Consider the following 15,645-nt stretch of genomic DNA (forward strand, 5'->3'; position numbering starts at 1 on the left):
TTCATCAGTGACAGGGGCTTTTTTGTATCTGCTGCAATCAGGTGTGAGATTGCAGGTAGTTCTCAAGACCGATCAGCTTGATCAGGCCCAACTGCTTCTCCAGCCAGTAGGTATGATCTTCTTCAGTGTCATTGAGCTGAACACGTAGAATTTCACGGCTGACGTAGTCGTTGTGCTGCTCGCAGAGTTCAATGCCTTTGCACAATGCCGCACGGACTTTGTACTCAAGACGCAGATCCGCTTCGAGCATCTCCGGTACGGTGGTGCCGACATCCAGATCGTCGGGACGCATGCGCGGTGTGCCTTCAAGCATCAGGATCCGACGCATCAAAGCATCGGCGTGCCCTGCTTCTTCTTCCATCTCGTGGTTGATACGTTCGTAGAGCTTGGTGAAACCCCAGTCCTCATACATCCGCGAATGGACGAAATATTGATCACGCGCGGCCAATTCGCCGGTCAGCAACGTGTTGAGGTAATCGATAACGTCTGGGTGGCCTTGCATCGCCCTACATCTCCCTGCTTTAAAGTCTGTAGTTTGAACCAACCCGCCCATAACGTCACTCGCCAGACGCAATAAAAGCGAAGATATTCTGAGAAAAGCAGCTGAAATAACGCAAAAACCGCCCAAATAAGGGCGGTTCTGCTTCTCATTTAGACTTCGTTAAGCTGTACGTTGAGCCGCTTTGCGATTGCTTCTCCATACGCCGGATCGGCCTTGAAGAAATGCTGCAACTGACGATCAACCACGTCACTCGACACACCTGCCATGGCTCCAGCAATGTTGCTGACCAACAAGTTCTTCTGTTCATCGCTCATCAGACGGAACAGAGCACCGGCGTGGCTGTAGTAGTCGGTGTCCTCACGGTGATCGTAACGATCGGCAGCGCCGCTCAGTGCCAACGCGGGCTCCGCATAACGAGGCGCCTGTTTAGGCGACTCAACGTAGCTGTTTGGCTCGTAGTTCGGAGCTGCACCGCCATTGCTACCAAAAGCCATCGAGCCATCGCGCTGGTAGGTGTTTACCGGACTGCGCGGTGCATTCACCGGCAACTGCTGATGATTGGTGCCGACACGGTAGCGATGCGCATCCGCATAGGCGAATACACGACCTTGCAGCATGCGATCCGGCGACAGGCCAACACCCGGCACCATGTTGCTAGGGCCGAAAGCCGCTTGCTCCACTTCAGCAAAATAATTGAGCGGGTTGCGATTGAGCTCCAGCTCGCCGACTTCGATCAGCGGAAACTCTTTCTGCGACCAGGTTTTGGTGACATCAAACGGGTTTTCATAATGAGCGGCAGCCTGATCTTCCGTCATGATCTGGATGCACACACGCCATTTCGGGAAGTCGCCGCGCTCGATAGCCTCAAACAGGTCACGCTGAGCGTAATCCGGATCAGTCCCCGCCAGACGCGCGGCATCGGCCGGTGCCAGGTTCTTGATGCCCTGCTGGGTCTTGTAGTGCCACTTCACCCAATGACGCTCACCGCCGGCACTGATGAGGCTATAGGTGTGGCTACCGAAGCCGTGCATGTGACGGTAACCATCGGGGATGCCGCGATCCGAAAACAGGATGGTGACCTGGTGCAGCGCCTCTGGAGAATGCGACCAGAAATCCCACATCGCCTGAGCGCTTTTGAGATTGCTCTGCGGCAGACGTTTTTGAGTGTGGATAAAGTCCGGGAATTTCAGCGGATCACGAATGAAGAACACAGGCGTATTGTTGCCAACAATGTCCCAATTACCTTCTTCGGTGTAGAACTTCAGGGCGAAGCCGCGTGGGTCTCGCTCAGTGTCAGCCGAACCACGCTCACCACCCACGGTGGAGAAACGCAGAAACGTCGGAGTCTGCTTGCCAACAGCCTCGAACAGCTTGGCGCTGGTGTACTGAGTGATATCGCGCGTCACCGTGAACGTACCGTACGCGCCCGAGCCTTTCGCGTGAACGCGGCGCTCTGGAATGTTTTCGCGGTTGAAGTGGGCGAGCTTCTCGATCAGGTGGAAGTCGTCGAGCAGCAGCGGGCCACGAGGGCCAGCGGAACGGGAATTCTGGTTATCGGCGACAGGAGCGCCACCGGCGGTGGTAAGCGTTTTATTTTGGCTCATGCGATCTCTTCCTTTGTCAGTCTTGAACTGCCGGCTAAGCGGCTGAAAGGAAGTATTGATGATCGAGATGACATCTTCTAATTCATTGACTGATGCCAATCGATAGAAAAAACCTAATCAAACCTTTGCTTCATCACTTTTCGAACAGACACAAAAAACCGGGCACTAGGCCCGGTCCTTTGTTTCAGACTGACGTCTTACTCGGCGGATACAGCTTCGCCAGCAGTAGCACGATCAACCAACTCGACGTACGCCATAGGCGCGTTGTCGCCAGCGCGGAAACCGCACTTGAGGATGCGCAGGTAGCCACCCTCACGGGTAGCGTAACGCTTGCCCAGGTCGTTGAAGAGCTTACCAACGATAGCTTTCGAACGAGTACGGTCGAAAGCCAGACGACGGTTAGCAACACTGTCTGTCTTAGCCAAAGTGATCAGCGGCTCAGCAACGCGGCGCAGTTCTTTAGCTTTTGGCAGAGTAGTTTTGATCAGCTCGTGCTCGAACAGCGACACCGCCATGTTTTGGAACATGGCCTTGCGGTGCGAGCTGGTGCGGCTGAGGTGACGACCACTTTTACGATGACGCATGGTTCATTCCTTACCAAACACTACGTTCGGTGATTACGACGATCAGGCAGTCGCCTTGTCGTCCTTCTTAAGACTTGCAGGCGGCCAGTTGTCGAGGCGCATGCCGAGGGACAGACCGCGGGAGGCCAGAACGTCCTTGATTTCAGTCAAGGATTTCTTGCCCAGGTTCGGAGTCTTCAACAGTTCTACTTCGGTACGCTGAATCAGGTCGCCGATGTAGTAAATGTTTTCCGCCTTAAGGCAGTTAGCCGAACGTACAGTCAGTTCCAGATCGTCAACCGGGCGAAGCAGGATCGGATCGATCTCGTCTTCCTGCTCGATAACCACTGGCTCACTGTCACCTTTGAGGTCGACGAACGCAGCCAACTGCTGTTGCAGGATGGTTGCAGCACGACGGATAGCCTCTTCCGGGTCCAGAGTACCGTTGGTTTCCAGATCAATAACCAGCTTGTCCAGGTTAGTACGCTGCTCGACACGGGCGTTTTCCACCACGTAAGCGATACGGCGAACCGGGCTGAACGAAGAGTCAAGCTGCAAGCGACCGATGCTGCGGCTTTCGTCTTCATCGCTCTGACGCGAGTCGGCTGGTTCATAACCACGACCACGAGCTACTACGAGCTTCATGTTCAGGGCGCCGTTAGACGCCAGGTTAGCGATTACGTGATCGGGGTTAACGATCTCGACATCATGATCCAGCTGAATATCGGCAGCGGTAACCACCCCCGAACCCTTCTTCGACAAGGTCAGCGTAACTTCGTCACGGCCGTGCAGCTTGATAGCCAGACCTTTAAGGTTCAACAGGATTTCAATTACGTCTTCCTGTACACCTTCGATGGCGCTGTACTCGTGGAGCACACCGTCAATCTCGGCCTCGACAACTGCACAGCCAGGCATTGAGGACAACAGGATGCGGCGCAGCGCGTTGCCCAGGGTGTGGCCAAAACCACGCTCGAGAGGCTCGAGAGTGATCTTGGCGCGGGTTGGACTGACAACCTGCACATCAATGTGGCGGGGTGTCAGGAACTCATTTACCGAAATCTGCATGGATGCACCTATTTTCTAGCCCTTACTTGGAGTAGAGCTCGACAATCAGGCTTTCGTTGATGTCGGCGGACAGATCACTGCGAGCTGGAACGTTCTTGAAAACGCCCGACTTCTTCTCAGTGTCTACTTCTACCCATTCTACGCGGCCACGTTGGGCACACAGATCGAGAGCTTGGACAATGCGAAGTTGGTTTTTTGCTTTCTCGCGAACAGCGACCACGTCACCAGCACGAACCTGGTAGGACGGAACGTTAACGGTCTGACCGTTTACGCTGATCGACTTGTGCGATACCAGCTGACGGGATTCGGCACGAGTCGAACCAAAGCCCATACGGTATACAACGTTGTCCAGACGGCATTCGAGCAGTTGCAGCAGGTTTTCACCGGTTGCACCTTTCTTGCCAGCAGCTTCTTTGTAGTAGCCGCTGAATTGACGCTCGAGAACGCCGTAGATACGACGGACCTTCTGCTTTTCACGCAGTTGGGTGCCGTAGTCGGACTGGCGACCGCGGCGTTGGCCGTGGATACCAGGTGCTGCTTCAATGTTGCACTTCGATTCGATCGCGCGCACGCCGCTCTTCAGGAAGAGATCGGTGCCTTCGCGACGAGCGAGTTTGCATTTTGGACCAATGTAACGAGCCATTCTTTACAATCTCCTGGATTACACGCGGCGCTTCTTCGGCGGACGGCACCCGTTGTGCGGGATTGGCGTCACGTCGGTGATGCTGGCGATCTTGTAGCCACAGCCGTTCAAAGCGCGGACTGCGGATTCACGACCTGGACCTGGACCTTTGACGTTAACGTCGAGGTTTTTCAGGCCGTATTCCAGCGCAGCTTGACCAGCACGTTCAGCAGCTACTTGAGCAGCAAACGGGGTGGACTTGCGGGAACCGCGGAAACCCGAACCACCGGAGGTAGCCCAGGAAAGAGCGTTACCTTGACGGTCGGTAATGGTCACGATGGTGTTGTTAAAAGATGCATGGATGTGGGCGATGCCATCAACCACTGTCTTTTTAACTTTTTTACGAGGACGAGCAGCAGGTTTTGCCATGATTAAATTCCTGTCGATTCGCTGGGGCGATTACTTGCGGATCGGCTTACGCGGACCTTTACGGGTACGCGCGTTGGTCTTGGTACGCTGACCGCGTACTGGAAGACCACGACGATGACGCAGACCGCGATAGCAACCGAGGTCCATCAAGCGCTTGATTTTCATGTTGATTTCGCGACGCAGGTCACCTTCAGTGGTGAACTTCGCCACTTCGCCACGCAGCTGTTCAATTTGCTCGTCGCTCAGATCTTTGATCTTTGCTGCTGGGTTTACCCCAGTCTCTGCACAAATTTTCTGTGCAGTAGTGCGACCAACACCATAGATGTAGGTCAGCGAGATAACAGTATGCTTGTTATCTGGAATGTTAACGCCTGCAATACGGGCCATTCAGTGGGACTCCAATTGACAGCTACCTACGCCCCGGAAGCCAAGAAATAGGGCGCGAGATAATATCGCTGTAATAACAAATAATCAACCCGGTAGCGCACTAGCTACCGGGCTTGAAGCACAATCACACTCAGCCTTGGCGCTGTTTGTGACGCGGTTCCGCGCTGCAAATTACTCGAACAACACCTTCGCGGCGAATAATCTTGCAGTTACGGCACAGCTTTTTCACCGATGCACGAACTTTCATCACCAACTCCTCGAACCTTATGGGTACTCAGCGCAACATGCCGCTGCCGTAACCCTTCAGGTTGGCTTTCTTCATCAGGGATTCGTACTGGTGCGAAACGAGGTGCGATTGTACTTGGGACATGAAGTCCATCACAACCACGACGACGATCAGCAACGAGGTCCCGCCAAGGTAGAACGGAACGTTGGCTGCAACCACCAGGAACTGGGGCAACAGGCACACGGCCGTCATGTAAAGAGCACCGAACATGGTCAAGCGAGTCAGAACGCCATCAATGTAGCGCGCAGACTGCTCACCAGGACGGATGCCCGGAATAAAGGCACCGGACTTCTTCAGGTTTTCCGCTACGTCTTTCGGATTGAACATCAACGCCGTATAGAAGAAGCAGAAGAAAATAATCCCTGCACTAAACAGCAGAATATTCAACGGCTGACCAGGAGCGATCGACTGCGAGATGTCCTGCAACCAGCCCATACCTTCAGACTGACCGAACCAGGCACCCAACGAAGCCGGGAACAGCAAAATGCTGCTCGCGAAAATAGCCGGAATAACGCCGGCCATGTTCACCTTCAGCGGCAAGTGGCTAGTCTGCGCAGCAAACACCTTACGGCCTTGCTGACGCTTGGCGTAGTGAACAGCAATACGACGCTGACCACGCTCAATGAACACCACGAAACCGATAATCGCTACTGCCAGCAAACCGATGGCAACCAGGGCGAAGATGTTGATATCACCCTGACGTGCAGACTCGAAAGACTGCCCGATCGCTCTCGGAAGACCGGCGACGATACCCGAAAAAATCAACATCGAGATACCGTTGCCAACACCACGCTCAGTAATCTGCTCACCCAGCCACATCATGAACATCGCACCAGCCACAAAAGTGGATACCGCGACGAAATGGAAGCCAAAGTCACCAGTGAACGCAACGCCCTGCCCCGCCAGACCAATGGACATGCCAATAGCCTGGACGAGAGCGAGGACGACAGTGCCGTAGCGGGTGTACTGGCTGATCTTGCGACGGCCAGCTTCACCTTCCTTCTTCAACTGCTCCAGCTGCGGGCTGACGGCTGTCATCAACTGCATGATGATCGATGCCGAAATGTACGGCATGATCCCCAGTGCAAAGATGCTCATCCGCTCCAGCGCGCCGCCGGAAAACATGTTGAACAAGCTAAGAATGGTCCCCTCATTCTGTCGAAACAGGTCCGCGAGTCGGTCCGGGTTGATACCTGGAACCGGGATGTGTGCGCCTATTCGGTAGACGATAATCGCCAGGAACAGAAAACGCAGACGAGCCCAGAGTTCAGACATACCGCCTTTGCCGAGCGCAGAGAGAGCACCTTGCTTAGCCATTTATTCCTCGAACTTGCCGCCAGCTGCTTCGATAGCCGCACGCGCACCTTTGGTGGCGCCGATTCCCTTGCCGATAGTGACAGCGCGAGTCACTTCACCGGACAGCATGATTTTCACACGCTGTACGTTGACGTTGATCACGTTGGCATCTTTCAGGGACTGCACGGTGACGATGTCGCCTTCCACTTTAGCCAGCTCGGACAGACGCACTTCTGCGCGGTCCATGGCTTTCAGGGAAACGAAACCGAACTTCGGCAGGCGACGATGCAGCGGCTGTTGACCGCCTTCAAAGCCTGGAGCAATGGTGCCACCGGAGCGGGAGGTTTGACCTTTGTGGCCACGGCCACCAGTCTTACCCAAACCACTACCGATACCACGGCCCGGACGATGCTTTTCGCGACGGGAACCCGGCGCTGGACTCAGATCATTGAGTTTCATCGATTAACCCTCGACACGCAGCATGTAGTAAGCCTTGTTGATCATCCCGCGATTCTCGGGAGTATCCTGGACTTCTACAGTGTGACCGATGCGACGCAGACCCAGACCCTTAACGCACAGTTTGTGGTTAGGGATGCGGCCGGTCATGCTTTTGATCAGCGTTACTTTTACGGTAGCCATGATCAGAAGATCTCCTTGACGCTTTTGCCACGCTTGGCGGCAATGGATTCAGGAGACTGCATTGCTTTCAAACCCTTGAAAGTGGCGTGAACCACGTTTACCGGGTTAGTCGAGCCGTAGCACTTGGCCAGAACGTTCTGAACGCCAGCAACTTCGAGGACAGCACGCATAGCGCCGCCAGCGATGATACCGGTACCTTCAGAAGCAGGCTGCATGTACACCTTCGAAGCGCCGTGTGCGGACTTCATTGCGTACTGCAGAGTGGTGCCGTTCAGATCAACCTGGATCATGTTGCGGCGAGCAGCTTCCATTGCCTTCTGGATCGCAGCAGGCACTTCACGCGACTTGCCACGGCCGAAGCCAACACGGCCCTTACCATCACCAACCACGGTCAACGCGGTGAAGGTGAAGATACGGCCGCCTTTAACGGTTTTGGCTACGCGGTTAACTTGAACCAGCTTCTCGATGTAGCCTTCGTCGCGCTTTTGGTCGTTATTTGACATAACTTAGAACTCCAGCCCAGCTTCACGAGCAGCATCAGCCAGCGCTTTAACGCGGCCGTGGTACTTGAAGCCAGAGCGGTCGAAAGCCACCTGCGAGACGCCAGCGGCCTTAGCACGCGTAGCGACCAGCTGGCCAACCTTAGTGGCCGCGTCGATGTTGCCAGTGGCGCCATCACGCAGTTCTTTATCCAAAGTCGAGGCAGATGCCAGGACTTTGTTGCCGTCGGCCGAAATGACCTGGGCGTAGATGTGCTGCGAAGAGCGGAACACGCAGAGACGCACGACTTCGAGTTCGTGCATTTTCAGGCGTGCTTTGCGAGCGCGACGCAGTCGAGTAACTTTTTTGTCGGTCATTTGCTATGCCCTACTTCTTCTTGGCTTCTTTACGACGGACGACTTCGTCCGCGTAGCGCACACCTTTGCCTTTGTACGGCTCTGGTGGACGGAAGTCGCGGATCTCGGCGGCCACTTGACCTACCAGCTGCTTGTCGATGCCCTTGATCAGGATATCGGTCTGGCTAGGAGTCTCAGCGGTGATGCCTTCCGGCAGTTCGTAATCCACTGGGTGCGAGAAGCCAAGAGCCAGGTTCAGCACTGTGCCTTTAGCTTGCGCTTTGTAACCAACACCGACCAGCTGGAGCTTGCGCTCGAAGCCTTGGCTTACGCCTTGGACCATGTTGTTTACCAACGCACGAGTGGTACCAGCCATTGCGCGAGTCTGTTGATCGCCATTGCGAGCAGCGAAACGCAGCTCACCGGCTTCTTCAACGATCTCAACGGACGAATGGATGTTCAGTTCGAGAGTGCCCTTGGCACCCTTCACCGAAAGCTGTTGGCCTGCGAATTTTACTTCGACACCGGCTGGCAGCTTAACGGGGTTCTTAGCGACGCGAGACATGCTTATCCCCCCTTAGAACACAGTGCAAAGAACTTCGCCGCCGACACCGGCAGCGCGCGCAGCACGATCAGTCATCACACCCTTGTTGGTGGAGACGATAGACACACCGAGACCGCCACGAACTTTCGGCAGATCTTCGACGGACTTGTACTGACGCAGGCCTGGACGGCTAACGCGCTTCACTTCTTCGATAACCGGACGGCCTTCGAAATATTTCAGCTCGATAGACAGCAGTGGTTTGATTTCGCTGCTGATCTGATAACCCGCAATGTAACCTTCGTCCTTCAGGACTTTGGCAACAGCTACCTTCAAAGTAGAAGATGGCATGCTTACGACGGACTTTTCAGCCATCTGGGCATTACGGATTCGAGTTAGCATGTCCGCTAACGGGTCCTGCATACTCATGGGCTAGACGCTCCTAATACAGAAAAATTAGCCTTGCGGCTACTACGTGTCGCCGAGAATCTCCGAGCGTATAAAACACGGGCTCAGGCGAGCCGGGTATTCTAGACACACCCCAGAAATGAATCAAGCCCCAAAAGGGGCTTGATTCAGATTCAAGGCCACCGGTGGTCAGGATCTTGCGAACCCGAGCACCGAGACTTTGACAGTACTTACCAGCTGGCTTTAACCAGACCTGGTACGTCACCACGCATTGCCGCTTCACGCAGTTTGTTACGGCCGAGGCCGAACTTGCGGTAAACGCCGTGTGGACGACCAGTCAGGCGGCAGCGGTTACGCATGCGCGAAGCGCTTGCGTCACGTGGCTGCTTCTGCAGGGCAACTGTAGCTTCCCAACGTGCTTCTGGACTTGCGTTCAGATCAACGATGATTGCTTTCAGTGCTGCACGCTTCTTGGCGTACTTGGCAACCGTGAGCTGACGCTTCAGCTCGCGGTTTTTCATGCTCATCTTGGCCATGGTCCTACTCCAATCAGTTGCGGAACGGGAATTTGAACGCACGCAGCAGAGCGCGGCCTTCATCATCGTTCTTGGCAGTGGTGGTCAGGGTGATGTCCAGACCGCGGAGAGCATCGATCTTGTCGTAGTCGATTTCCGGGAAGATGATCTGCTCTTTTACGCCCATGCTGTAGTTACCACGACCATCGAAGGACTTGGCATTCAGGCCGCGGAAGTCGCGAACCCGAGGCAGGGAGATCGACAGCAGACGATCCAGGAACTCGTACATACGCTCACGGCGCAGGGTCACTTTGACGCCGATCGGCCAACCTTCACGGACTTTAAAGCCAGCGATGGATTTGCGAGCGTAGGTCACAACGACTTTCTGGCCGGTGATCTTTTCCAGGTCAGCAACAGCGTGCTCGATGACTTTTTTGTCGCCGATCGCTTCGCCCAGACCCATGTTCAGGGTGATTTTGGTAACGCGCGGAACTTCCATCACGTTCGAAAGCTTAAGTTCTTCCTTAAGTTTCGGAGCAATTTCCTTCCGGTAAATCTCTTTTAGTCGTGCCATGGTCTCATCTACCTAGCAGTGTTCAAGCATCAACCGCTTTTTGGGTCGACTTGAAGACACGAATTTTCTTGCCGTCTTCTACTTTGAAACCAACGCGGTCAGCCTTGTTGGTTTCGCCGTTGAAAATGGCGACGTTAGAAGCATCCAGCGGAGCTTCTTTCTCGACGATACCGCCCTGCACGCCCGACATCGGGTTAGGCTTGGTATGACGCTTGACCAGGTTCAGACCACCAATAACCAGACGGTTGTTAGCGAGAACCTTAAGCACCTTACCGCGCTTACCTTTGTCTTTGCCGGCGATCACGATGATCTCGTCGTCACGACGAATCTTTTGCATGTCGGATCTCCTTACAGCACTTCTGGGGCGAGCGAGACGATCTTCATGAACTTCTCAGTACGAAGTTCACGGGTCACTGGCCCAAAGATACGGGTGCCGATCGGCTCTTGCTTGTTGTTCAGAAGAACAGCAGCGTTGCCATCAAAGCGGATAATGGAGCCATCAGCACGGCGTACACCGTGACGAGTGCGGACTACAACAGCAGTCATCACTTGGCCTTTTTTCACTTTACCGCGAGGAATTGCTTCCTTGACGGTAACTTTGATGATGTCACCGATACCAGCGTAACGACGATGGGAGCCACCCAGCACCTTGATGCACATAACACGGCGAGCGCCGCTGTTATCGGCCACATCGAGCATGGATTGAGTCTGAATCATATAATTTCTCCGACCCCTAGTCCTTAGACTTCCACAGCGCGTTCGAGAACATCAACCAGCGCCCAAGACTTGGTCTTGGCCAAAGGACGAGTTTCACGAATAGTGACTTTGTCGCCGATGTGGCACTGATTGGTTTCGTCGTGCGCGTGCAGCTTAGTCGAACGCTTAACGTATTTACCGTAGATCGGGTGCTTAACGCGACGCTCGATCAGAACGGTGATGGTTTTGTCCATCTTGTCGCTGACAACACGGCCAGTCAGCGTACGGACAGTTTTTTCGGCTTCAGCCATGATTACTTACCTGCCTGCTGGTTGAGCACAGTCTTCACGCGAGCGATGTCACGCTTAACTTGCGAGAGCAGATGAGACTGCCCCAACTGGCCAGTTGCTTTCTGCATACGCAGATTGAACTGGTCGCGCAGCAGGCCGAGCAGTTGCTCGTTCAGCTGCTCTGCGGATTTTTCACGAAGTTCATTCGCTTTCATCACATCACCGTCCGTTTAACAAAGGAGGTGGCGAGCGGCAGCTTTGCAGCAGCCAGGGCGAAAGCCTCACGCGCCAGCTCTTCAGAAACACCCTCGATTTCATACAGGACTTTGCCTGGCTGAATCTGGGCAACCCAGTATTCCACGTTACCCTTACCTTTACCCATCCGCACTTCGAGAGGCTTCTTGGAGATCGGCTTGTCCGGGAATACACGGATCCAGATCTTGCCGCCACGTTTTACGTGACGGGTCAGAGCACGACGCGCTGACTCGATCTGACGAGCGGTGAGACGACCACGAGCTACAGACTTCAGCGCGAACTCGCCGAAGCTGACTTTGCTACCGCGCAATGCCAGGCCACGGTTGTGACCAGTCATTTGCTTGCGGAACTTCGTACGCTTTGGTTGCAACATTTGGCGTACCCCTTACTTAGCAGCTTTTTTACGAGGCGCTGGTGCTTGTGGTTTCAGTTCTTCTTGGCGACCACCAATTACTTCGCCTTTGAAGATCCAAACCTTTACACCGATCACACCGTAAGTGGTGTGAGCTTCGTAGTTGGCATAGTCGATGTCGGCACGCAGGGTGTGCAGTGGCACACGACCTTCGCGATACCATTCAGTACGTGCGATTTCAGCACCGCCGAGACGACCGCTCACTTGGATTTTGATGCCTTTGGCACCAATGCGCATGGCGTTCTGTACAGCGCGCTTCATAGCGCGACGGAACATTACGCGACGCTCCAGCTGCTGAGCTACGCTCTGCGCAACCAGCATACCGTCGAGTTCCGGCTTGCGGATCTCTTCGATATTGATGTGCACAGGCACACCCATTTGCTTGGTCAGGTCCTGACGCAGTTTCTCAACATCTTCACCTTTCTTCCCGATAACGATACCTGGACGAGCGGTGTGGATGGTGATACGTGCAGTTTGGGCCGGACGATGGATATCGATACGGCTTACGGACGCGCTTTTTAGTTTGTCTTGGAGATACTCACGCACCTTCAGATCAGCGAACAAGTAGTCCGCATAAGTCCGACCGTCTGCGTACCAGACGGAGGTGTGCTCCTTGACGATTCCCAGGCGAATGCCAATGGGATGTACTTTCTGACCCATCTCTTCGACTCCGTTACTTGTCAGCAACCTTGACAGTGATATGGCAAGACCGCTTGACGATGCGATCAGCACGGCCTTTGGCACGTGGCATGATGCGCTTCAGCGAACGCCCTTCGTTGACGAAAACGGTGCTGACCTTCAGGTCATCAACGTCTGCGCCTTCGTTATGCTCGGCGTTGGCTACGGCCGACTCCAGCACTTTCTTCATGATCTCGGCGGCTTTCTTACTGCTGAAAGCCAACAGGTTGAGCGCTTCGCCCACCTTCTTCCCGCGGATCTGGTCGGCGACCAAGCGGGCTTTCTGGGCGGAGATTCGAGCGCCCGACAACTTAGCGGCTACTTCCATTTCCTAACCCCTTAACGCTTGGCTTTCTTGTCTGCCACGTGCCCACGATAAGTGCGGGTACCGGCGAACTCGCCCAGTTTGTGGCCGACCATGTCTTCGTTAACGAGAACTGGGACGTGTTGACGACCGTTGTGTACTGCGATGGTCAGACCGACCATTTGTGGCAGGATCATCGAACGACGCGACCAGGTTTTAACTGGTTTGCGATCGTTCTTTTCCGCCGCCACTTCGATCTTCTTCAGTAGGTGAAGATCGATAAAAGGACCTTTTTTCAGAGAACGTGGCACTGTCGTATCCCTCTATTTACTTGCGACGACGGACGATCATTTTGTCGGTACGCTTATTACCACGAGTCTTCGCGCCCTTAGTCGGGAAGCCCCATGGCGATACCGGATGACGACCACCAGAGGTACGACCTTCACCACCACCATGTGGGTGGTCAACCGGGTTCATGGCAACACCACGAACGGTTGGGCGAACGCCACGCCAGCGTTTGGCACCAGCTTTACCCAGCGAACGCAGGCTGTGCTCGGAGTTCGAGACTTCGCCCAGGGTCGCGCGGCACTCAGCCAGCACTTTACGCATCTCACCAGAACGCAGACGCAGGGTCACGTAGACACCTTCACGAGCGATCAGCTGAGCCGAAGCACCAGCGGAACGAGCGATCTGAGCGCCTTTACCTGGCTTCAATTCGATGCCGTGTACGGTAGAACCGACTGGAATGTTGCGCAGTTGCAGAGCGTTGCCTGGCTTGATTGGAGCCAGGGCACCTGCGATCAGCGTGTCGCCAGCACTCACGCCTTTAGGGGCGATGATGTAGCGGCGCTCGCCGTCTGCGTAGCAGAGCAGTGCGATGTGAGCAGTACGGTTTGGATCGTATTCGATACGCTCGACAGTGGCGACGATGCCATCTTTGTCGTTGCGACGGAAATCGACCATACGGTAATGCTGCTTATGACCACCACCGATGTGACGAGTGGTAATACGGCCATTGTTGTTACGACCACCAGTCTTCGACTTCTTCTCGAGCAGCGGTGCGTGAGGAGCGCCTTTATGCAGCTCCTGGTTGACCACCTTGACCACAAAACGGCGGCCAGGGGAAGTCGGTTTGCATTTAACGATTGCCATGATGCACCCCTTCCTTACTCAGCACTGCTGCTGAAATCGAGATCTTGGCCTGGCTGAAGGGAGATAACTGCCTTCTTCCAGTCATTACGCTTGCCCAGACCGCGAGCAGTGCGCTTGCTCTTACCCAGAACATTCAGGGTAGTAACACGCTCTACTTTCACGCTGAACAGGCTTTCGACGGCCTTCTTGATTTCCAGCTTGGTTGCATCAGTAGCAACCTTGAAAACGAACTGGCCTTTCTTGTCTGCCAGAACCGTAGCCTTCTCGGAAACGTGCGGGCCAAGCAGAACTTTAAATACGCGTTCCTGGTTCATCCCAGCAGCTCCTCGAATTTCTTCACGGCCGACACGGTGATCAACACCTTGTCGTATGCGATCAGACTAACTGGATCGGAACCTTGCACGTCACGTACATCTACGTGTGGCAGGTTACGAGCAGCCAGGTACAGGTTCTGATCAACAGCGTCCGACACGATCAGAACGTCGGTCAGGCTCATGTTGTTCAGTTTGCCCAGCAGGTCTTTGGTTTTCGGCGTTTCAACGGCGAAATCCTGAACCACGACCAGACGATCAGTACGCACCAGCTCAGCAAGGATGGAACGCATTGCTGCGCGATACATCTTCTTGTTCAGCTTCTGGGAGTGATCCTGAGGACGAGCTGCGAAAGTGGTACCGCCGCCACGCCAGATTGGGCTACGGATAGTACCGGCACGAGCACGGCCAGTACCTTTCTGACGCCATGGGCGCTTACCGCCACCACGAACGTCGGAACGGGTCTTTTGCTGCTTGCTACCTTGACGGCCGCCGGCCATGTAGGCCACGACTGCTTGGTGAACCAGCGTCTCGTTGAATTCGCCGCCAAATGTCAGTTCGGAAACTTCGATCGCTTGAGCGTCATTTACATTTAATTGCATGTCAGCTTCCCCTTAACCGCGAGCCTTGGCTGCTGGACGTACAACCAAGTTGCCGCCAGTAGCGCCAGGAACAGCGCCCTTGACCAACAACAGATTGCGTTCAGCGTCCACGCGCACTACTTCGAGGGACTGCACGGTCACGCGCTCAGCGCCCATATGACCGGACATTTTTTTGCCCTTGAATACACGACCAGGAGTCTGGCACTGGCCGATAGAGCCTGGAACGCGGTGGGATACGGAGTTACCGTGGGTGTTATCTTGCCCGCGGAAATTCCAACGCTTGATCGTACCCTGGAAGCCTTTACCTTTGGACTGACCGGTTACATCAACCAGCTGACCAGCGGCGAAGATTTCAGCGTTGATCAGATCGCCGGCCTGGTACTCGCCTTCTTCAAGGCGGAATTCCATTACGGTACGACCAGCGGCAACGTTCGCTTTAGCGAAGTGGCCAGCCTGAGCTGCTGTTACACGCGAAGCACGACGCTCGCCGACAGTGACTTGCACTGCACGATAGCCATCGGTCTCTTCAGTTTTGAACTGGGTGACGCGATTCGGCTCGATCTCAATGACCGTGACCGGAATGGAGACACCTTCTTCGGTGAAAATACGGGTCATACCGCATTTACGACCGACTACACCAATAGTCATGTTGTAAACCTCATGAGTGTACGGGGCTTT

At 54.7% G+C, this 15,645-nt stretch carries 29 protein-coding genes; all 29 read right to left on the minus strand.

All coding sequences use genetic code 11. The features are described 5' to 3' along the window. Positions 1-37: 37 nt before the first annotated feature. The 29 genes from bfr to rplC all read right to left on the minus strand — a co-directional run bounded on the left by bfr (position 38) and on the right by rplC (position 15,615). Positions 38-502, minus strand: a complete 465-nt coding sequence (bfr, locus tag KVG88_RS27155) for a bacterioferritin (protein WP_123535044.1) — start codon at positions 500-502, stop codon at positions 38-40. A gap of 149 nt (positions 503-651) precedes the next feature. After that, entirely contained in the window at positions 652-2,106 is a 1,455-nt protein-coding gene (locus KVG88_RS27160; RefSeq protein WP_150704929.1) for a catalase, read from the minus strand. 197 nt (positions 2,107-2,303) lie between these two features. Further along, entirely contained in the window at positions 2,304-2,690 is a 387-nt protein-coding gene (rplQ, locus tag KVG88_RS27165; protein WP_007970429.1) for a 50S ribosomal protein L17, read from the minus strand. A gap of 42 nt (positions 2,691-2,732) precedes the next feature. Then, positions 2,733-3,734: a DNA-directed RNA polymerase subunit alpha gene (locus KVG88_RS27170; RefSeq protein ID WP_007924176.1), complete on the minus strand. Its 1,002-nt coding sequence runs from the start codon at positions 3,732-3,734 to the stop codon at positions 2,733-2,735. A 22-nt stretch (positions 3,735-3,756) separates the two neighbouring features. Then, a complete protein-coding gene (gene rpsD / locus KVG88_RS27175; protein WP_003176404.1) occupies positions 3,757-4,377 on the minus strand; it encodes a 30S ribosomal protein S4 in 621 nt (206 codons plus the stop codon). Between the two features lie 18 nt (positions 4,378-4,395). Then, complete coding sequence (gene rpsK, locus KVG88_RS27180) at positions 4,396-4,785, minus strand: 30S ribosomal protein S11 (RefSeq protein WP_002555466.1); 390 nt, start codon at positions 4,783-4,785, stop codon at positions 4,396-4,398. A 30-nt stretch (positions 4,786-4,815) separates the two neighbouring features. Further along, a complete protein-coding gene (rpsM, locus tag KVG88_RS27185; RefSeq protein WP_009045849.1) occupies positions 4,816-5,172 on the minus strand; it encodes a 30S ribosomal protein S13 in 357 nt (118 codons plus the stop codon). 130 nt (positions 5,173-5,302) lie between these two features. After that, the gene (gene rpmJ, locus KVG88_RS27190) at positions 5,303-5,419 is read right to left on the minus strand and encodes a 50S ribosomal protein L36 (protein ID WP_002555468.1); all 117 of its coding nucleotides are present in this window, start codon (positions 5,417-5,419) and stop codon (positions 5,303-5,305) included. Between the two features lie 27 nt (positions 5,420-5,446). Next, complete coding sequence (secY, locus tag KVG88_RS27195) at positions 5,447-6,775, minus strand: preprotein translocase subunit SecY (protein WP_003228718.1); 1,329 nt, start codon at positions 6,773-6,775, stop codon at positions 5,447-5,449. Beyond that, the gene (gene rplO / locus KVG88_RS27200) at positions 6,776-7,213 is read right to left on the minus strand and encodes a 50S ribosomal protein L15 (RefSeq protein WP_003228720.1); all 438 of its coding nucleotides are present in this window, start codon (positions 7,211-7,213) and stop codon (positions 6,776-6,778) included. 3 nt (positions 7,214-7,216) lie between these two features. Continuing rightward, complete coding sequence (gene rpmD / locus KVG88_RS27205; protein WP_003176408.1) at positions 7,217-7,393, minus strand: 50S ribosomal protein L30; 177 nt, start codon at positions 7,391-7,393, stop codon at positions 7,217-7,219. Positions 7,394-7,395: 2 nt separating this feature from the next. Then, positions 7,396-7,896 carry a 30S ribosomal protein S5 gene (gene rpsE / locus KVG88_RS27210; protein ID WP_003186035.1) on the minus strand — a complete coding sequence of 167 codons (501 nt, stop codon included), beginning with the start codon at positions 7,894-7,896 and terminating at the stop codon, positions 7,396-7,398. Positions 7,897-7,899: 3 nt separating this feature from the next. Continuing rightward, positions 7,900-8,250 carry a 50S ribosomal protein L18 gene (rplR, locus tag KVG88_RS27215; RefSeq protein WP_003186037.1) on the minus strand — a complete coding sequence of 117 codons (351 nt, stop codon included), beginning with the start codon at positions 8,248-8,250 and terminating at the stop codon, positions 7,900-7,902. 10 nt (positions 8,251-8,260) lie between these two features. After that, positions 8,261-8,794, minus strand: coding sequence for a 50S ribosomal protein L6 (gene rplF, locus KVG88_RS27220; RefSeq protein WP_003176412.1), 534 nt, complete (start codon positions 8,792-8,794; stop codon positions 8,261-8,263). Positions 8,795-8,806: 12 nt separating this feature from the next. After that, positions 8,807-9,199, minus strand: coding sequence for a 30S ribosomal protein S8 (gene rpsH, locus KVG88_RS27225; RefSeq protein ID WP_017848802.1), 393 nt, complete (start codon positions 9,197-9,199; stop codon positions 8,807-8,809). 209 nt (positions 9,200-9,408) lie between these two features. Continuing rightward, entirely contained in the window at positions 9,409-9,714 is a 306-nt protein-coding gene (rpsN, locus tag KVG88_RS27230; RefSeq protein ID WP_003176414.1) for a 30S ribosomal protein S14, read from the minus strand. Positions 9,715-9,727: 13 nt separating this feature from the next. Beyond that, a complete protein-coding gene (gene rplE / locus KVG88_RS27235; protein WP_003210069.1) occupies positions 9,728-10,267 on the minus strand; it encodes a 50S ribosomal protein L5 in 540 nt (179 codons plus the stop codon). A gap of 22 nt (positions 10,268-10,289) precedes the next feature. Then, positions 10,290-10,604: a 50S ribosomal protein L24 gene (gene rplX / locus KVG88_RS27240; RefSeq protein WP_003176416.1), complete on the minus strand. Its 315-nt coding sequence runs from the start codon at positions 10,602-10,604 to the stop codon at positions 10,290-10,292. A gap of 11 nt (positions 10,605-10,615) precedes the next feature. Continuing rightward, a complete protein-coding gene (gene rplN / locus KVG88_RS27245; protein ID WP_002555479.1) occupies positions 10,616-10,984 on the minus strand; it encodes a 50S ribosomal protein L14 in 369 nt (122 codons plus the stop codon). A gap of 23 nt (positions 10,985-11,007) precedes the next feature. Continuing rightward, a complete protein-coding gene (gene rpsQ, locus KVG88_RS27250; RefSeq protein WP_003176419.1) occupies positions 11,008-11,274 on the minus strand; it encodes a 30S ribosomal protein S17 in 267 nt (88 codons plus the stop codon). Between the two features lie 2 nt (positions 11,275-11,276). After that, positions 11,277-11,468 carry a 50S ribosomal protein L29 gene (gene rpmC, locus KVG88_RS27255; protein WP_031596249.1) on the minus strand — a complete coding sequence of 64 codons (192 nt, stop codon included), beginning with the start codon at positions 11,466-11,468 and terminating at the stop codon, positions 11,277-11,279. After that, complete coding sequence (gene rplP, locus KVG88_RS27260) at positions 11,468-11,881, minus strand: 50S ribosomal protein L16 (protein WP_003228729.1); 414 nt, start codon at positions 11,879-11,881, stop codon at positions 11,468-11,470. Before rplP ends, rpmC begins: the two co-directional genes overlap by 1 nt. A 12-nt stretch (positions 11,882-11,893) precedes the next feature. After that, positions 11,894-12,580: a 30S ribosomal protein S3 gene (gene rpsC / locus KVG88_RS27265; RefSeq protein WP_003176422.1), complete on the minus strand. Its 687-nt coding sequence runs from the start codon at positions 12,578-12,580 to the stop codon at positions 11,894-11,896. Between the two features lie 13 nt (positions 12,581-12,593). Next, positions 12,594-12,926, minus strand: coding sequence for a 50S ribosomal protein L22 (rplV, locus tag KVG88_RS27270; RefSeq protein WP_003103908.1), 333 nt, complete (start codon positions 12,924-12,926; stop codon positions 12,594-12,596). An 11-nt stretch (positions 12,927-12,937) separates the two neighbouring features. Continuing rightward, complete coding sequence (gene rpsS / locus KVG88_RS27275; protein WP_002555486.1) at positions 12,938-13,213, minus strand: 30S ribosomal protein S19; 276 nt, start codon at positions 13,211-13,213, stop codon at positions 12,938-12,940. A gap of 16 nt (positions 13,214-13,229) precedes the next feature. Then, positions 13,230-14,054 (minus strand): 50S ribosomal protein L2, encoded by an 825-nt coding sequence (rplB, locus tag KVG88_RS27280; protein WP_008018194.1) that lies wholly within the window; start codon positions 14,052-14,054, stop codon positions 13,230-13,232. Between the two features lie 14 nt (positions 14,055-14,068). Then, the gene (gene rplW / locus KVG88_RS27285; RefSeq protein ID WP_002555488.1) at positions 14,069-14,368 is read right to left on the minus strand and encodes a 50S ribosomal protein L23; all 300 of its coding nucleotides are present in this window, start codon (positions 14,366-14,368) and stop codon (positions 14,069-14,071) included. Further along, positions 14,365-14,967, minus strand: a complete 603-nt coding sequence (rplD, locus tag KVG88_RS27290) for a 50S ribosomal protein L4 (protein WP_003228735.1) — start codon at positions 14,965-14,967, stop codon at positions 14,365-14,367. The genes rplW and rplD overlap by 4 nt, the downstream gene beginning before the upstream one ends. Positions 14,968-14,979: 12 nt before the next feature. Next, positions 14,980-15,615: a 50S ribosomal protein L3 gene (gene rplC / locus KVG88_RS27295; RefSeq protein ID WP_003186059.1), complete on the minus strand. Its 636-nt coding sequence runs from the start codon at positions 15,613-15,615 to the stop codon at positions 14,980-14,982. Positions 15,616-15,645: the final 30 nt, after the last annotated feature.

It is taken from the genome of Pseudomonas azerbaijanoccidentalis (assembly GCF_019145495.1).
GTDB lineage: Bacteria > Pseudomonadota > Gammaproteobacteria > Pseudomonadales > Pseudomonadaceae > Aquipseudomonas > Aquipseudomonas azerbaijanoccidentalis.